General features: G+C 58.7%; 11 protein-coding genes. 8 read left to right on the top strand and 3 right to left on the bottom strand.

Features of this window, described 5'->3' with window-relative positions; all coding sequences use genetic code 11:
• Positions 1–66: 66 nt before the first annotated feature.
• Together ASD60_RS12765 and purE are read right to left on the bottom strand one after the other, a co-directional pair.
• Positions 67–1,149, bottom strand: coding sequence for a 5-(carboxyamino)imidazole ribonucleotide synthase (locus ASD60_RS12765; protein WP_056854341.1), 1,083 nt, complete (start codon positions 1,147–1,149; stop codon positions 67–69).
• 11 nt (positions 1,150–1,160) lie between these two features.
• Positions 1,161–1,652, bottom strand: coding sequence for a 5-(carboxyamino)imidazole ribonucleotide mutase (purE, locus tag ASD60_RS12760; protein ID WP_034149342.1), 492 nt, complete (start codon positions 1,650–1,652; stop codon positions 1,161–1,163).
• Positions 1,653–2,020: 368 nt separating this feature from the next.
• Between purE and ASD60_RS28840 the strand changes: the two genes are divergently transcribed.
• Positions 2,021–2,713 carry a hypothetical protein gene (locus ASD60_RS28840; protein ID WP_156386262.1) on the top strand — a complete coding sequence of 231 codons (693 nt, stop codon included), beginning with the start codon at positions 2,021–2,023 and terminating at the stop codon, positions 2,711–2,713.
• A gap of 36 nt (positions 2,714–2,749) precedes the next feature.
• Here the strand turns inward: ASD60_RS28840 and ASD60_RS12755 are convergent, their stop codons facing one another.
• Positions 2,750–3,658 carry a LysR substrate-binding domain-containing protein gene (locus tag ASD60_RS12755; protein ID WP_056854340.1) on the bottom strand — a complete coding sequence of 303 codons (909 nt, stop codon included), beginning with the start codon at positions 3,656–3,658 and terminating at the stop codon, positions 2,750–2,752.
• Between the two features lie 180 nt (positions 3,659–3,838).
• On the opposite strand from ASD60_RS12755, the gene aspA reads away from it, so the two are divergent.
• From aspA to ASD60_RS12720, 7 genes are all read left to right on the top strand, one after another.
• Positions 3,839–5,263, top strand: a complete 1,425-nt coding sequence (gene aspA / locus ASD60_RS12750) for an aspartate ammonia-lyase (protein WP_056854339.1) — start codon at positions 3,839–3,841, stop codon at positions 5,261–5,263.
• Between the two features lie 427 nt (positions 5,264–5,690).
• A complete protein-coding gene (locus ASD60_RS12745; protein WP_056854338.1) occupies positions 5,691–7,139 on the top strand; it encodes an alanine/glycine:cation symporter family protein in 1,449 nt (482 codons plus the stop codon).
• 77 nt (positions 7,140–7,216) lie between these two features.
• A complete protein-coding gene (locus tag ASD60_RS12740; RefSeq protein WP_056854337.1) occupies positions 7,217–8,221 on the top strand; it encodes an asparaginase in 1,005 nt (334 codons plus the stop codon).
• 173 nt (positions 8,222–8,394) lie between these two features.
• On the top strand, positions 8,395–9,387 hold the full coding sequence (locus ASD60_RS12735; RefSeq protein ID WP_056854336.1) for an AraC family transcriptional regulator: 993 nt from the start codon (positions 8,395–8,397) through the stop codon (positions 9,385–9,387).
• Positions 9,388–9,544: 157 nt separating this feature from the next.
• Complete coding sequence (locus tag ASD60_RS12730) at positions 9,545–10,576, top strand: histone deacetylase family protein (protein ID WP_056854335.1); 1,032 nt, start codon at positions 9,545–9,547, stop codon at positions 10,574–10,576.
• 12 nt (positions 10,577–10,588) lie between these two features.
• Entirely contained in the window at positions 10,589–11,689 is a 1,101-nt protein-coding gene (locus ASD60_RS12725; RefSeq protein ID WP_056854334.1) for a polyamine ABC transporter substrate-binding protein, read from the top strand.
• Between the two features lie 315 nt (positions 11,690–12,004).
• Positions 12,005–16,633 (top strand): dermonecrotic toxin domain-containing protein, encoded by a 4,629-nt coding sequence (locus ASD60_RS12720; protein ID WP_056854333.1) that lies wholly within the window; start codon positions 12,005–12,007, stop codon positions 16,631–16,633.
• The last annotated feature ends 96 nt before the right edge of the window (positions 16,634–16,729 follow it).

The raw sequence follows: 16,729 nt of genomic DNA, 5'->3' as shown, positions 1-16,729 counted from the left end.
CTTTGGCATCCTGCCATGAGAGAACGGCGGCACCGCAATGGTTCCGCCGCTGCCACGTGAAACTGTTTATTCGGCGATGAGCGCTTCGACTTTGAGGATCTGTGCAGCCAGCGTTTCACGGTCTGCACAACGCAGATTGGCGTGGCCAACCTTGCGGCCGACCTTGAATGCCTTGCCGTAGTGATGCAGATGGCAATCGGCGATGGCCAGGACTTTCTCGGTCTCAGGCACTTGGCCAATGAAGTTGAGCATGGCGCTCTCGCCGACCTTGGCCGTCGAACCCAGCGGCAGACCGGCAACGGCCCGCAAGTGGTTTTCGAACTGACTGCATTCGGCGCCTTCGGTGGTCCAGTGCCCGGAGTTGTGCACCCGCGGGGCGATTTCGTTGGCCTTGAGGCCACCGTCGACCTCAAAGAATTCGAATGCCATCACGCCGACATAATTCAGCTGCTTGAGTACGCGACTGGAGTAGTCTTCGGCCAAGGCTTGCAACGGGTGATCGGTGCTGGCCACGGACAGCTTGAGGATGCCGCTGTCGTGGGTGTTGTGCACCAGCGGATAAAAACGGGTTTCACCATCGCGGGCACGTACGGCGATCAGTGAGACCTCACCAGTGAACGGCACGAAACCTTCCAGCAGGCAAGCCACGCTGCCCAGCTCGGCGAACGTGCCAACCACGTCTTCAGGGGTGCGCAGGACTTTCTGGCCCTTGCCGTCGTAGCCCAGGGTGCGGGTTTTCAGTACCGCCGGCAGACCGATGGAAGCCACGGCGGCGTCCAGGTCAGCCTGGGACTGAATGTCGGCGAATGCCGGGGTTGGAATGCCCAGGTCCTTGAACATGCTCTTTTCGAACCAGCGATCGCGAGCAATGCGCAGGGCTTCGGCACTCGGATAGACCGGAACGAATTGCGACAGGAACGCGACGGTTTCCGCCGGTACGCTTTCGAATTCGAAGGTCACCAGATCGACTTCATCGGCCAACTGGCGCAGGTGATCCTGATCGCCGTAATCGGCCCGCAGGTGTTCGCCCAATGCTGCCGCGCAAGCGTCCGGCGCCGGGTCGAGGAAAGCGAAGTTCATTCCCAGCGGAGTGCCCGCCAGCGCCAACATGCGACCCAACTGGCCGCCACCGATTACACCGATCTTCATCGTCAACAACCTCAGGCGATGCGTGGGTCTGGATTTTCCAGGACGCTGTCTGTCTGCTCAGCACGGAAGGTTTTCAGCACTTCATGAAACTGCGGGTGCTTGGCGCCCAGGATACTTGCCGACAACAGCGCAGCGTTGATCGCGCCAGCCTTGCCGATGGCCAGGGTGGCAACCGGAATACCGGCAGGCATCTGCACGATGGAGAGCAGCGAATCGACGCCCGAGAGCATCGCCGACTGCACCGGCACGCCCAGCACCGGCAGGTGGGTCTTGGCTGCACACATGCCAGGCAAGTGGGCCGCGCCACCGGCACCGGCGATGATCACCTCGATGCCACGCGCCTCGGCTTCTTCAGCGTACTGGAACAGCAGATCCGGGGTGCGGTGGGCAGAAACCACCTTCACCTCATAAGGAATGCCGAGCTTTTCCAGCATATCGGCGGTGTGGCTAAGGGTGGACCAATCGGACTTCGAGCCCATGATCACGCCAACCAATGCACTCATCGTCGTGCCTCTTCTCTCTGGGCGCCCGCAGGCGCATCAAAAAACAACAAGCCACGCAGAATGCGTGGCTTGATTGTACGAATTATGGCCGGTCGTAACCGGCCGAAGGCCGCGCAGTATACCGCAATACGGCAGATAAACAGCCCCCGATACGACCAAGTGTCGCTGGAGTGGTTTTGCTCGCAACAACCGATTTTATTGACTTGAAAGTCAGAGCGAATAGCCCCTCGATCATTTTTCTTAGAACTGGACTTCCACACTGTTCGAAACATAACTATGCGATACAAGCTAACTTAAAAGTCATATTAATGTTCGCGGATGACATTACATCTTCCAAATAAAAATCCAATTATCCCGAGCGTATAAATATGCAAATACTCTACACACTTTTCACCACTTTGCTTTTTACTTCAATTATCAATCAAACCGCTTCGGCCACCGTCGTAAAAGACGAAACGCCCTGGCCGATTGCACAACCTGAAACTCCAAGTATGCGCAGCAGTATACCCGTGGAAAAAAGACCAATATTCGTATTTGCTTTTGTCCACGATGATGTACCGGAAGATAAGATCCCTTCCCTCTATCCCGATCACTTCGCGCCGGTCATCAGAGAACTGAGAACTACAACGGGACGTGATGTTTCGGTCATATTCGTACGCAACACCCCGCCTTACACGAACTACTCCTACAAGGGCGAAACTCAGGCCTCCTATGATGGATGGAGAGATCTGGGTACAGCCTACCGTGATGCAAAAAATCTCCCTACAGGCAGAACCACAAAATTTATGTTGCTTACCAATGATGGAATGACCAACAACGTATTTGGCCTTGCAGGGGGAGGACAACAATTTGCACTGGCAGCATTAAGCCACAAACAACTTGTTGGACATGAACTTGGTCATATGCTCGATGCACAACATGAGCTCGCCGAAGTCAGATATAACGGATGGTGGTGCGAAACTTTCATGGCAGCCAAGGTCAATCCGCTCCTCTCCAACTGCTACGTATATACCGACCCAAATCGTGATCGCATCAGAAGTTATCTGCGTGATGCTCCATAACCCGTCGAATCACACATCGGTGAGCGTCTCGCCATTTCAAGTATTGGCAGCAACGCCGCCTTCCAGTTTGCGCCACAACAACCGTACGTTGGCCTTGCGTACCAAAGCGCAACGATACAAGCGAATCTCCAGAGGTACGTGCCACTGCGGTCCCCCGCAGACCACCAGTTCACCGCGCGCCAATTCGGCGCGCACACTGAGCTGCGGCACCCAGGCAATTCCCAGCCCTTCCAGCGCCATGCTCTTGAGGCTGTCGGCCATGGCGGTTTCGTAGATCGTGGTAAACCGCAGCTGGCGCTGGCGCAACAGACCATTGACTGAACGCCCGAGGAACGCACCGGCACTGTAGGCCAGCAGCGGCACGCTGGCCTCGCCTTCCAGATCGAACAACGGCTTGCCATCGGCATCTGCGGCGCATACCGGGAGCATTTCGGTCTGGCCAAGGTGCAGCGAGGGGAAGATTTCCGGATCCATCTGCATCGCCGCGTCCGGGTCGTAGAACGCCAGCATCAAGTCGCAGCCGCCTTCACGCAAGGCATGCACCGCATCGCCGACGTTGGTTGCGACCAGTCGCGTGGCAATATTCAAACCTTCGTTGCGCAACTGCGCGATCCAGCGCGGGAAAAAACCCAGCGCTAATGAGTGGGCAGCCGCGACCTGCATCACTTCCCCCTGCCCGCCTTCCAGATGGTGCAGGTGGCGCAGCACTTCGCCGAGCTGTTCGACCACGGTGCGCGCGGTGACCAGAAACAGTTGCCCCGCCGCCGTCAGCTCCACGGGTGTGCGCGAGCGATTGACCAGGGTCAGCCCCAATGCCGCTTCGAGGCTGCGGATGCGCCGGCTGAAGGCAGGCTGGGTCACGAAGCGCCGTTCCGCGGCCTGGGAAAAGCTGCGGGTGGCCGCCAGAGCACTGAAGTCCTCCAGCCATTTACTTTCCAGATTCATCACGTCCTCCCGGACACGCACCAATTTAGGTCACACGCTCGCCACGAACGCGACGTCACATCGGCATTATGCCGAATATGCATAGGGCAGTGTTTAACAGCATTGGCCCAAAATGCTCCACAAGCCTAGCATTTGCAGTGTTCCGGCACAGACCGGGTTAATATCGAGATGATTTCTATCATGTCTTCCGCTGCATCATTCCGCACAGAAAACGACCTGCTTGGCGCCCTCGAAGTACCGGCTCATGCGTATTACGGCATCCAGACACTGCGGGCGGTGAACAACTTCCGTCTCTCCGGTGTGCCGATTTCGCATTACCCGAAACTGGTTGTAGGTCTGGCAATGGTCAAACAGGCCGCTGCAGACGCCAACCGTGAGCTGGGCCACTTGAGCGAAACCAAGCACGCGGCCATCAGCGAAGCCTGTGCTCGACTGATCCGCGGTGATTTCCACGAAGAATTCGTGGTCGACATGATTCAAGGTGGCGCCGGTACTTCCACCAACATGAACGCCAACGAAGTGATCGCCAACATTGCTCTGGAAGCGATGGGTCACGAGAAAGGCGAATACCAGTACCTGCACCCGAACGACGACGTCAACATGGCGCAGTCGACCAACGACGCTTACCCGACCGCGATCCGCCTGGGTCTGCTGCTGGGTCACGATGCGCTGCTGGCCAGCCTCGACAGCCTGATTCAGGCATTCGCGGCCAAAGGTGAAGAATTCAACCACGTCCTGAAGATGGGTCGTACCCAGCTGCAAGACGCTGTGCCGATGACCCTGGGTCAAGAGTTCCGTGCTTTCGCCACCACCATGGGCGAAGACCTGGCCCGTCTCAAGACGCTGGCCCCGGAACTGCTGACTGAAGTGAACCTGGGCGGCACCGCGATCGGTACCGGCATCAACGCCGACCCACGCTATCAAGCCCTGGCTGTGCAGCGCCTGGCCCTGATCAGCGGTCAGCCACTGGTTCCCGCCGCCGACCTGATCGAAGCCACCTCCGACATGGGTGCCTTCGTACTGTTCTCCGGCATGCTCAAGCGCACCGCGGTCAAGCTGTCGAAGATCTGCAACGACTTGCGCCTGCTGTCCAGCGGCCCACGCACCGGCATCAACGAAATCAACCTGCCGGCACGTCAGCCAGGCAGCTCGATCATGCCCGGCAAGGTCAACCCGGTGATTCCGGAAGCCGTTAACCAGGTGGCCTTCCAGGTCATCGGTAACGATCTGGCGCTGACCATGGCGGCCGAAGGCGGCCAGCTGCAACTGAACGTGATGGAACCGCTGATCGCTTTCAAGATCCTCGACTCGATCCGCCTGCTGCAACGCGCCATGGACATGCTGCGCGAGCACTGCATCGTCGGCATCACCGCCAACGAAGCACGCTGCCGTGAACTGGTCGAACACTCGATCGGCCTGGTCACCGCACTGAACCCGTACATCGGCTACAAAAACGCCACCCGCATCGCCCGTATCGCCCTCGAAAGCGGCCGTGGCGTGCTGGAACTGGTGCGCGAAGAAGGTCTGCTCGACGAAGCCATGCTCGCCGACATCCTGCGCCCGGAAAACATGATTGCTCCGCGTCTGGTTCCGCTTAAAGCCTGAACCGACGCGTTACCTGTAGCACCGCTCACCAGGTCGAGGGACTAGACACCTCTCACCTTTTGAGGGCTTGGAGATCACTCTCCCGGCCCTTTTTTTTGATTTTTTTACAGCTGTAGGAGCAAGGCTTGCCCGCGATGGCGTTCTCACAATCGCCATCGCGGGCAAGCCTTGCGCCTGCAATTGCGTGCTTGCACCACAACCGTGCAGACGGACGGCACTGTCATCGGTATAGTGCCGCCCCTCTTCGCGTGAGCGGTCGTCGGTAGCGAGACCACAACCCATGCGAAACCCGAACTAATAACAAACCCGCGATATGAAACCGGGACGAACATCGACCCGCCTGTTGTGCCGAGCGCCAACTGATGTAACTCGATGTGTCTGTCCGGCCAGCATTGTTGCCTACACAAAAAACAGCGAGGAATAATCCATGCTCGAAGTCATTAACGACTTCCTCTCAGGGAAAGTACTGATCGTGCTCATTGTCGGGCTCGGTAGCTACTTCACGATCCGCTCGCGTTTCGTTCAATTGCGTCATTTCTTCCACATGTTCGCGGTGTTCCGCGACAGCCTCAAAAGCAGCGCCGGGCAACTCAGTTCGTTCCAGGCCCTGATGCTCAGCCTCGCCGGCCGCGTCGGTGCGGGCAACATTGCCGGTGTCGGTATCGCTGTGACACTCGGCGGCCCAGGCGCGGTGTTCTGGATGTGGGTGACCGCACTGGTCGGCATGTCCAGCAGCTTCTTCGAATGCTCCCTGGGCCAGCTCTACAAGCGCTGCGACTCGGAAGGTCAGTTCCGTGGCGGCCCGTCCTATTACATCCAGCACGGTCTGCAAAAACGCTGGCTCGGCATGTTGATGGCTTTTCTGTTGCTGGTGACCTTCGGGTTCGCCTTCAACGGCTTGCAAGCCCACGCCGTGACTCACTCGCTGAACAACGCATTCGGCCTCGACACGACTTACACCGGCCTCGGTCTGGCCGTGCTGCTGGGCCTGGTGTTCATCGGCGGGATCAAGCGCATCGCCAAGGTCGCCGACCTGCTGGTGCCGGTGAAAACCCTGGTCTACATCGGCGTGACCATTTACGTGATCGTGCTGCAATTCGACCAGGTGCCGGGCATGCTGATGACCATCGTCAAGAGCGCCTTCGGTCTGGACCAGGCCTTTGGTGGACTGGTGGGCAGCGCCATTATCATGGGCGTCAAACGCGGCGTGTTCGCCAACGAAGCGGGCCTGGGCAGTGCGCCTAACGTGGCAGCGGTGGCAGCGGTCGAGCACCCGGTGGCGCAAGGCGTGGTTCAAGCGTTCAGTGTGTTCCTCGATACCTTCGTGATCTGCACCTGCACGGCGTTGCTGATCCTGCTCTCGGGCTTCTACACCCCGGGCTTCGAAGGCGACGGCATTGCCCTGACCCAGAACTCCCTGGCAGCAGTGGTCGGTGACTGGGGCCGGATGTTCATTTCCGTGGCGCTGGCGTTGTTCGTGTTCACCTCGATCCTCTACAACTACTACCTGGGCGAAAACAACCTGCGCTTTTTGATCGGTGAAAACCGCAAGGCGTTGATGGGTTATCGAGCGCTGGTACTGGTGCTGATTTTCTGGGGCGCCATCGAAAACCTCGGCACCGTGTTCGCCTTCGCCGACATCACCATGACCCTGCTCGCTTTCGTCAACCTGATCGCGCTGGCCCTGTTGTTCAAGGTCGGCATGCGCATCCTGCGTGACTACGATGATCAGCGCGCCGCCGGGATCAAGACGCCGGTGTTCGATTCGAGCAAGTTCCCGGATCTGGATCTGGATCGTCAGGCCTGGCCGGCGAATCCACCGGCCGCCGTTCAGAACCAGGCTGAGCCGCAAGGTGTGACCGCAGCGCAACGCTGATCGGTTAAAGTGCGAAATCCCCTGTAGGAGCCGGCTTGCTGGCTCCTACAGGACATCATCGTTCTCGGAGCAGCTCCATGAATTCGTCGACCTATCCTGCCGCCCAGCACGTCATGGTGCTCTATACCGGCGGCACCATCGGCATGCAGGCGAGCGCCAACGGCCTGGCCCCGGCGTCCGGTTTCGAAGCGCGGATGCGCGAATACCTGCACAGCCAGCCTGATCTCGTCGTACCGCAATGGCGCTTTCGCGAGATGTCGCCGCTGATCGACAGTGCCAACATGACCCCCGCGTATTGGCAGCAACTGCGTGAAGCGGTGGTCGATGCGGTGGATGTCCAGGGCTGCGACAGCGTGCTGATCCTGCATGGCACCGATACCCTGGCCTACAGCGCCGCAGCCATGAGCTTTCAGTTGCTCGGCCTGAAGGCTCGCGTGGTGTTCACCGGTTCCATGTTGCCGGCCGGCGTAACGGACAGCGATGCCTGGGAAAACCTCAGCGGTGCGCTGGTTGCCTTGGGCCAAGGCCTGGCGCCGGGCGTGCAACTGTATTTCCACGGCGAACTGCTGGCCCCGACCCGTTGCGCCAAGGTGCGCAGTTTCGGCCGGCATCCATTCAAGCGCCTGGAGCGCCAGGGTGGCGGCGTGAAAGCGGTTTCGATCCCGGCGCCGTTGAACTACAACCAGCCCCGACAATTGGCGAATGTCGCGGTGCTGCCATTGTTTCCCGGCATCAGCGCCGGGATTCTCGACGGCCTGCTCGACAGCGGCATTCAAGGCCTGGTGCTGGAGTGCTACGGCAGCGGCACGGGGCCGAGCGACAACCCGGCGTTCCTCGCCAGCCTGGAGCGGGCGCGGGATAAAGGCGTTGTCGTTGTCGCCGTGACTCAGTGCCATGAAGGTGGCGTGGAGCTGGATGTGTATGAGGCTGGCAGTCGCTTGCGCGGTGTGGGCGTGCTGTCGGGTGGCGGCATGACCCGTGAGGCGGCGTTCGGCAAGTTGCATGCGCTGTTGAGCGCCGGGCTCGATACCGCCGAGGTGCGCCGCCTGGCAGAACTGGACCTCTGCGGCGAGTTGATCTGACCCGCTCCACAAAAATCTGTAGGAGCGAAGCTTGCCCGCGAACGCGGCCTCAAGTACGCCAAAAGCTTCGCGGGCAAGCCTCGCTCCTACGGGTTGGTTATTTGCGACACGCAACACGTTGAAGCAGGCATGCAACTTGCTGCGTTCCAGCCATCCCAAGGCTGGAACCTCCCATGCTCCACTCCCACCTCACCACGCTCAACGCCGTCTCGCTGATCCTCAACGTCTTCAAGGCCGAAGGTTTGTCCAGCGAGGCGCTGCTGGCCGGCAGCGGCATCAGTGCGGCGGACCTGCACCGGGCCGACACGCGCATCACCACCAATCAGGAAATGCAGGTCTGCGCCAACGCCGTTGCGCTCAAGCGTGACATCGGCCTGGAACTGGGGCGGCGAATGCACGTTTCCTGCTACGGCATGCTTGGTTACGCCCTGCTCACCAGTGCCACCTTCGGTGACGCTTTACGGTTGGCGATGCGGTATCCGGCGTTGCTGGGAACATTTTTCGAATTGAGCCTGGAAGACGATGGCGAGCGTATCTGGTTCGTCGCGGCCGACTACCGTGAGAGCCCGGCGATGGCCGTGTTCAACGCGGAGTTTTGCCTGGTGTCGTTGAAAGTCACCTGCGACGATCTGCTCGGGCATTCACTGCCGTTGCTGGCTGCACGCTTCGAACATGCCGCGCCCGACTATGAATCGACCTACGCCGAACATTTCAATTGCCCGCTGCTCTTTGGGGCGCGGGACAACGCCTTTGCCTTCGACAAGCGCTGGCTCGACCAGCCATTGCCGCTGGCCGATGTCATCACCCACCAGGCCATGGCCGAACGTTGCCGCAAGCAGAACCTCGAATTCACGGGGCGCCAGGCCTGGTTAGGGCGGATTCGGCAGTTGCTCCGTGCGCAATTGAACGCCGCGCCAGGGCTTGAAGGGCTGGCCGAGCAGATGAATTGTTCGGCGCGCACCTTGCGTCGGCATCTGAAAGATCTGGGATGCAGTTATCAGGAACTGCTCGACGAACTGCGCTTCGAGCAGGCCAAACAAATGCTGTGCGAGGATCAACTGCCGATCTATCAAATCGCCGAGGCCCTGGGGTTCAGCGAGACCGCCAGTTTTCGTCATGCGTTTGTGCGCTGGAGCGGTGTCGCGCCGAGCCAGTTCCGGCCCTGATACTCACTCCTACGGGTTTTGCAGCGTTATTCGAGAGGCGAATTTCGGTCAAATGTTTTGGCCACATCGATCCCCTTTTGGCCTTTCCTGCCGTTCTCCTGAATCGTCTGCGCCGCAAGACTGTGCTCAACCGAACCAGCCCTGCGGAGAACAACAAATGCTGACGATCTACTCAGACGATCACCACCTGCACCATGGCCGCTGCGAATTGATAGACGGGCAACTCAAGCCCTGCTTCGAAATGCCATCGCGGGCCGACCACGTGCTTGGCAGAGTGCAAAAGCAGAATCTCGGCCCAGTGGAGGCGCCGAAGGATTTCGGCCTCGAACCGATCGCGCGTATCCACAGCCGCGATTATCTCGACTTTTTCAAAGGCGCCTGGGCACGCTGGACCGAGTTCAACACCGACGGTGACTTGCTGCCCTACACCTGGCCCGCGCGCACGCTGCGTCGCGTCAAACCCACGAGCCTGCATGGTGAACTGGGTTACTACAGTTTCGATGGCGGCGCCCCGATCACCGCCGGCACCTGGCAGGCAGCGTACAGTGCAGCGCAAGTTGCGCTCACGGCCCAAGCCGAAATCCAGCGCGGCGCCCGCAGCGCCTTCGCCCTCTGCCGCCCACCAGGACACCACGCTGCCGGCGACTTGATGGGAGGTTATTGCTACCTCAACAACGCGGCCATCGCTGCCCAGGCATTCCTCGATCAGGGCCACAAAAAGGTCGCGATTCTCGACGTCGACTACCACCACGGCAATGGCACTCAATCGATTTTCTACGAGCGCAGCGATGTGCTGTTCACTTCGATCCATGGTCACCCGGAAGCCGAGTTTCCATTCTTCCTCGGCTATGAAGACGAATTGGGTGAAGGCGCCGGTGAAGGTTTCAACTTCAACTATCCGTTGCCTGCCGGCAGCGGCTGGGACACCTGGAGTGCAGCGTTGGAACACGCTTGCAAAGAGATCCAAAGCTATGGCGCCGACATCGTTGTCGTGTCCCTGGGCGTCGACACGTTCAAGGACGACCCGATCTCGCAGTTCAAGCTCGACAGTCCGGATTACCTGGCCATGGGCAAGCGCATCGCCAAGCTAGGCGTACCGACGCTGTTCGTGATGGAAGGCGGGTACGCAGTCGAAGAAATCGGTATCAACGCCGTGAACGTTCTCGAAGGTTTTGAAAGCGCTTGCTGAGGAAATACAAGCATGAAGAATCTCAAGCGTTTAATCGTCCCTGCGCTTTGCGCCACGGTACTGAGCGGTGCCGCACAGGCCGAAGAACGAACGTTGCGTGTCTACAACTGGTTCGACTACATCACGCCCAAAGCCCTGGAAGACTTCAAGGCACAGAACGCGCAGACCAAACTGGTCTACGACATCTTCGATACCAACGAAGCGCTGGAAGCCAAACTGCTGACCGGCAACTCCGGCTACGACGTGGTGGTGCCGTCCAATGTGTTCCTCGCCAAGCAAATTGAAGCGGGCGTATTCCAGCCTCTGGACCGCAGCAAATTGCCGAACTGGAACCACCTCGATCCCAAGCTGATGAAGCTGATCGAAGCCAATGACCCGGGCAACAAATTTGCCGTGCCCTACATGTACGGCACGATCCTGATCGGCTTCAACCCGGACAAGGTCAAGGCCGTGCTGGGTGACAACGCTCCCGTGGACAGCTGGGACCTGATCTTCAAGGAAGAAAACATCAGCAAGCTCAAGCAGTGCGGCGTCGCCCTGCTCGACTCGCCCTCGGAGATCCTGCCTCTGGCCCTGCAACACCTCGGCCTCGATCCCAACAGCAAAAAGCCTGCGGACTACGCCAAGGCTGAATCACTGCTGATGAAAATCCGTCCGTACGTCACTTACTTCCACTCTTCCAAGTACATGGCCGACATCGCCAACGGCGACATCTGCGTCGCGGTCGGTTACTCCGGCAGCTTCTCCCAGGCGGCCAACCGCGCCAAGGAAGCCAAAAACGGTGTGACCGTCGACATGCGCCTGCCGAAGGAAGGCGCGCCGATCTGGTTCGACATGCTTGCCATTCCCAAGGGCGCGAAGAACCCGGAAGACGCCTACACCTTCATCAACTACTTGCTGCAACCTCAGGTGATCGCGCCGGTGAGCGATTTCGTCGGTTACCCGAACCCGAACAAGGACGCCACGGAAATGGTCGACCCGGCCATCCGCAACAACCCGAACCTGTATCCGACCGACACGGCGATGAGCACGCTCTACACCCTGCAACCGCTGCCGCGCGATGCCGAACGCGCGCGCACCCGGGCGTGGACCAAGATCAAATCCGGAACCTGAACGAGCCAGTGTTTGCGCGCCAGTGAAGACCCGCTTATGGCGTAATGCTGTTCACTTAAGAGAACGCTGGCATCCTGTGGCGAGGGAGCTTGCTCCCGCTGGAGCGCGGAGCGGTCCTGAAAGGGACTGCAGCGCATCGAGAGCAAGCTCCCTCGCCACGGGTGTTCGTCCTTAAGTGAACAGCATTACGCTTATGGCGGGTCTTTTTTTCCGGACGATATTTAAGTACCGCACGCCCCATCCCACCCCACGTTACCTTCCGAACCTGAGCGGCGCGTTGACGCGCACGTCCCAGTCCCTCAGCAAGGAACGCACATGGCCTCTACCGAAACGAATGCTGTCGAGCCTGATCAGGCCTCCAGCGACCCAAGTGATCTGCTCACCCAACTGGTCACCGGCCCCTCTATCAGGGAGGTCGCCACCCGTATTCTTCGAGACGATCTGAAAAAGCTGTATCCACAGTTGAACATCGACCCCGCAATGGCGATGGTCGTTACACCGAGCTGGAAAATCGTCGCCGGGGCCGTCCGGCCCGGAACCCTGCGATTCGAGTCACTGACGGATGCGCTGTTGCGGCACGCCGGTTCAGGCGAGTCTGTGACCTACCTCGACGGCGAGCATTACCTGAGCCTGAATCCCAGAACGAAAACGCCCATCCACCTACCGGTCAGGATCGATGCCATAGGGCGTCTGATCAATAAACTGTCGCCCGTGCTGTTGGTGGCCTATCAGGAACAACAACTCGAATACTGGGACCAGACCACTCAAGGTTCCACTTTGCGTTGGCAAGCGTTGTCGCAGTCACTGCGGCAGGTCTGGAATGTACAAAAGGTGGAAGGCTGGGATGCGCATCAACTGGCGATCGCGCGCAATGTTTTCGACTATCCCGATGCGAAAACACGCACTGAGCACGACACCTACAAGATTCGGGTCTGCCTGATCGACCTCGACCGGCTCGATGGAACCGTATCCAGCCATCTCAATCGTACGGATCTGACCGTCGTGATCGGCACCGTCGAGACACGCACAATCATCCTGACCCACTCCATCGCTTCGGGGTTCGGGACCTATGAGTCGCTGGAAAAACTCGGCGAGGATTTGCCGAAGTATGTTGAAAAAATGCCACCCGAAGCCAAGCTTCAATGGCGCCTGTTCGAACCCTCCGGGAATTTTTTTGATCATCAGGCCGTCGCGCTGATTGCCCTGCAAACTGATGCGATTGCCGGCCTGGAGTTTGGACAACGGGACAGCAAACCGGTGTTCACGACGCCTGCCCGTGCCGCAGCGCAGGTGAGCGGTACAACTCAGACCGAACAGGTTTCGCACTTCGTAAAGGTGCAGCGTCTGATCCCCGAATGGCTGAACAACGCTTCGCCATTCGATCTGGGTTGCTACAGTCGACACCTGTTCGATCTGGCATTGCTGCAACTGCGCAACAGCGGAAAATCCTTCGACGACGATATTGCTCCGATCAAGACATTCGCACTGGATGCCCTTCGAGCCCACATGCTCAAAAGCCACAGTGACGTTGCCGGCATGAAGCTTGAGAACATTGAGATCGTTATCGAGAGTCAAGTGGTCTGGGGGGCATTCACGGCCCCTGGCATGAACCAGACCAATCGCCTGGACCTTGCCGAGCTGGCACTCGAAAACCTCATCGCCCTTCCGCTGGGCAACCAGTCGGTGCGATACAAGGACGGCACAGCAGTGCCGACCTGGATGACGCCCGACTATGTCAAGACGGCCATCAGCGCCGTCGATATCGGTGCGACCTACCCCGCACAGGTCAAGAGCAAGCTGTTGGATGACCCGCTTGAATCGCTGCGCCGTCAACGCCTCTACGCCAGTAACCTGCGTATTCAGCTGGCGCTACAAGCATTGCAAAGCAAAATTCTTGGCGAACATGGCATTGACGAAAAGGGCTATCGCTACATCGTGGCGGCAATGAATGTGCTGAAGGCCGACCGCTGGGTCGACGGGCATGAGATCGTCATCCGTCCGCTGGCGTTCATCACCGGCCAGGATAAAAACAAAACCCCTGATGAAGTCACCAACATGTTTGTGATCGGGCCGCGGGACATGGCCAATGGGCCTTGCATTCTCTATCGCCCACTGCTTGCACAAGCGTTGACTCAGTACCCCTCGGCCGCCAACCTGCTGTATGCGATCAAACACGACAAGGAGCTTCGCGAATCTACCCTGGCATGGTTGGCGGACGATGTTCGGTTCAATTATTCGCAGTATGTCTTCCCGGGTGAATTGCCTTCGGTCTGGACGGTGTCACAACTGTTGGCCGACCCGACCATTTCCCTGCGGATGAGCGGACCGGTGTCGCTCGGGCAAAAAGTGATCGAGCACGACCGCCTGATGAAACTGTTCAAGGCCAACGCCAATGCGCTGATCATGAAGAGCGAGCGGGATTCGGTATCCAACGCCGAAAGCCGCTGGGCCAGCTTCAAACAACGCGCCTGGATGATCTTCAGCGCCGTGTTGCCTTTTCTCGGTCGAACCGCCGGAACGGCTGCGTGGATCTGGCAGATTCTGGACGACCTGCAAGAAGGCATTGATGCCCGGGAAAACCAGGATACGCCAGCACAATGGTCTGCCCTGACCGACTTGTTCCTGACCCTGGGCATGGTGCTGGCTCATCAGGCGACCGCCCGACGCCAACCGGCGCGCGCGCGCCCTGCGAAGACCGAAACAGCCGTTATTGGCGGCGCGCAGAAAAACCCTCCGCCGCAGACCCCGGCCAGCATCCAGTTACCTGATATTGAGGATGATTATCTGCCGGCCGAACACCAGACCTCACTCCACCCCGCGACCGTACTCAATAGCAACAGCGCAGGGCTGGGGCCAACCCTGGACCGGTACAAAATCCCCAAACCGCCGGGGCTGGGAGCGGCCAGCACCGAAGGCTGGCACAAACACCTTTATGAACATCAGTCCAAATACTATGCCCCGGTAGGCGAACGATGGTTCGAAGTCTTCCTGAACGACGATGAAATCGTGCAAATCGTTGATACCCGCAAACAACCTTCCATCACCGGCCCCTTGTTGATCAACAATTCCAGAGGCGATTGGGTCATCGATATCAGGCTGCGACTGCGTGGCGGTGGCAAGAAAAGCAGGCTCAAGGCATTGCAAAAAGCCAACGCCACCAAAATCACCGAGATCAAGGCTCACCTGGCGGTTTTCGATGCGCAGATGGCGTCCAAACGCCAAAGTATTACCGATGCCTACAACACCATGAAAAAGGCTTCCGCAGATGCAAGGGATGCAGCTAAACAAACATTTCTCGACAAACTCGAGGAGCGCATCGGTGAATATGAAATCACCATCGAGAAACTCAAATCACTCAACCTGGTCGAGGATGTGCGTAACTATCGTGACGCGATGATCGAGATGCTGGGAACTCAACTGTTTTTCAACCAGACCTGGATCGACGAGAAATACCCGGCGTTCGTCGATGCCCTGAAGTTGACCCTGGAACATCTCGATGCCAAAGAAGACAGTGCCCAATCGCCTCCCGCCGGGACGTTTGAAAACATGTCGGACCTGACCCAAGGCGTTATCGAGAAGGTCGAGTTCGCTCAGTTGCGCTTCAAGGAATTGACGCGCCTGGGCAAGAAAGCCGAGCAGCTGTCCCTTGAGTATCAAAAGAAACTGCCAAAATTCGACCTTCCGGACCTCAAGTCCCTTCAAGTCACGCTGGCTCGCGAGGTGTGCGTCAAATCTGGCGAAACGGCCGAACTGTCCAGTGCCAAAGCATCACTCGAGCAGATTGTCGAAGACGCCGACCTGACGGTGAACAGTGCAATGGAGTTGATGGGTGATGCGCAGCTGTTGCGCACGGATGAACGGATTGAGGCCTTGAACAACCTGATCGACCAGTTCGCCGCTATCGAACAACGCCTCAAGAGCTTCTCTACAGCCAACCAGGAGCAGATCGTGCAAACGCAATTTACGCGATTGCAGGGTCGTATCGACGAGTTCAATCAGCAGACCGTCGGGCATCTGGCGGACCTGCTGCGCGAACAGCAACTCCTGGAGCCTGTACCCGGCCCGTCACGCACCACATCGACGTCAAACAAAAGGGTCATCACAACGCGCTTCAAAGGTACGGTGATCGGCCAGACCCGCAAAACCGCGCCCGGTCACATGGTCCTTGTGGATGTCACCGCGCCGGTGACCGGCAAAGTGATCGCCACCTTCCATGAAAAGACCCCCGGGGTCTGGGTCGAACGTTTGACGATGAAACCGCAGGCGCCGAAAACGCGCCTGCCTGATCCCGGGGCACGCATAAAGGCGGGTAAAGCATTGCTGGATGCGCTACCCGCCTTTATTCAACGTACCGAAGCAGACTCAAAACAATCCTGGCAGCTCCCGGTGGAAATAGAGGAAGCATTCCACCAACAAGCTTCTCGCCTTGAAGAAGCCACCAAGGCGATCAACGCAGCGCTCATGCAAAGCAATACCACGCAAGATCATACAAACGAGGCGCAATCGGTACTGACGCAACTGGCCACGCAAACCGCGCTACTGTATGCCGAAGGCCATCGGTTGCGGCTTGAAATGACCAAACGGCAACCGCCCACCGCTGCACGCGTCGAATGGCTACACAGCAAAGGCGAAGTCGATATCGTGCCGGTGGGAGACCGACGTCGACTCAAAGGGCAGCGCCGGGACTATCTGCAGGAATACGAAGTGCGTGACGCCACCTCCGCAAATGCGCTTTGGTATGCCCACTTTCACTACGCCCAGCTCAAGGACGACGTCCAGTCCTACACCGCAGCGCATCTGAAAACCCGCGAGCAACGGCTGCTGGGTCGTGTCGATATCGGGGCCAGCACCAGCAACCAGGACGCAATCGAAATCTATCGCAGCAGGATCAGCCCTCAGTTGGCCCGATCACTGTTCTTCGCCAAGACATCCACCTCCACCTGATCGCTGCTGCAGACTCACCTGTCGGTGGGTCCTTTCAAACGCTGTCGCCTGCCTGCCTCCATCTCATCGGGCTGTGATGCCCGTATCGCAGGCTGG

The organism is Pseudomonas sp. Root562, from assembly GCF_001427125.1.
In the GTDB taxonomy this organism is placed as follows: domain Bacteria; phylum Pseudomonadota; class Gammaproteobacteria; order Pseudomonadales; family Pseudomonadaceae; genus Aquipseudomonas.
This window is presented reverse-complemented; position numbering and strand designations above follow the sequence as displayed.

Excerpts from the sequence above, each read along its gene's own strand:
- ASD60_RS12745 (WP_056854338.1), top strand. The coding sequence starts at position 5,691 with ATGCTCGAAGTCATTAACGACTTCCTCTCAGGGAAAGTACTGATCGTG.
- ASD60_RS12765 (WP_056854341.1), bottom strand. The coding sequence starts at position 1,149 with ATGAAGATCGGTGTAATCGGTGGCGGCCAGTTGGGTCGCATGTTGGCG.
- ASD60_RS12740 (WP_056854337.1), top strand. The coding sequence starts at position 7,217 with ATGAATTCGTCGACCTATCCTGCCGCCCAGCACGTCATGGTGCTCTAT.
- ASD60_RS12755 (WP_056854340.1), bottom strand. The coding sequence starts at position 3,658 with ATGAATCTGGAAAGTAAATGGCTGGAGGACTTCAGTGCTCTGGCGGCC.
- purE (WP_034149342.1), bottom strand. The coding sequence starts at position 1,652 with ATGAGTGCATTGGTTGGCGTGATCATGGGCTCGAAGTCCGATTGGTCC.
- ASD60_RS12725 (WP_056854334.1), top strand. The coding sequence starts at position 10,589 with ATGAAGAATCTCAAGCGTTTAATCGTCCCTGCGCTTTGCGCCACGGTA.
- aspA (WP_056854339.1), top strand. The coding sequence starts at position 3,839 with ATGTCTTCCGCTGCATCATTCCGCACAGAAAACGACCTGCTTGGCGCC.
- ASD60_RS12720 (WP_056854333.1), top strand. The coding sequence starts at position 12,005 with ATGGCCTCTACCGAAACGAATGCTGTCGAGCCTGATCAGGCCTCCAGC.
- ASD60_RS12730 (WP_056854335.1), top strand. The coding sequence starts at position 9,545 with ATGCTGACGATCTACTCAGACGATCACCACCTGCACCATGGCCGCTGC.
- ASD60_RS28840 (WP_156386262.1), top strand. The coding sequence starts at position 2,021 with ATGCAAATACTCTACACACTTTTCACCACTTTGCTTTTTACTTCAATT.
- ASD60_RS12735 (WP_056854336.1), top strand. The coding sequence starts at position 8,395 with ATGCTCCACTCCCACCTCACCACGCTCAACGCCGTCTCGCTGATCCTC.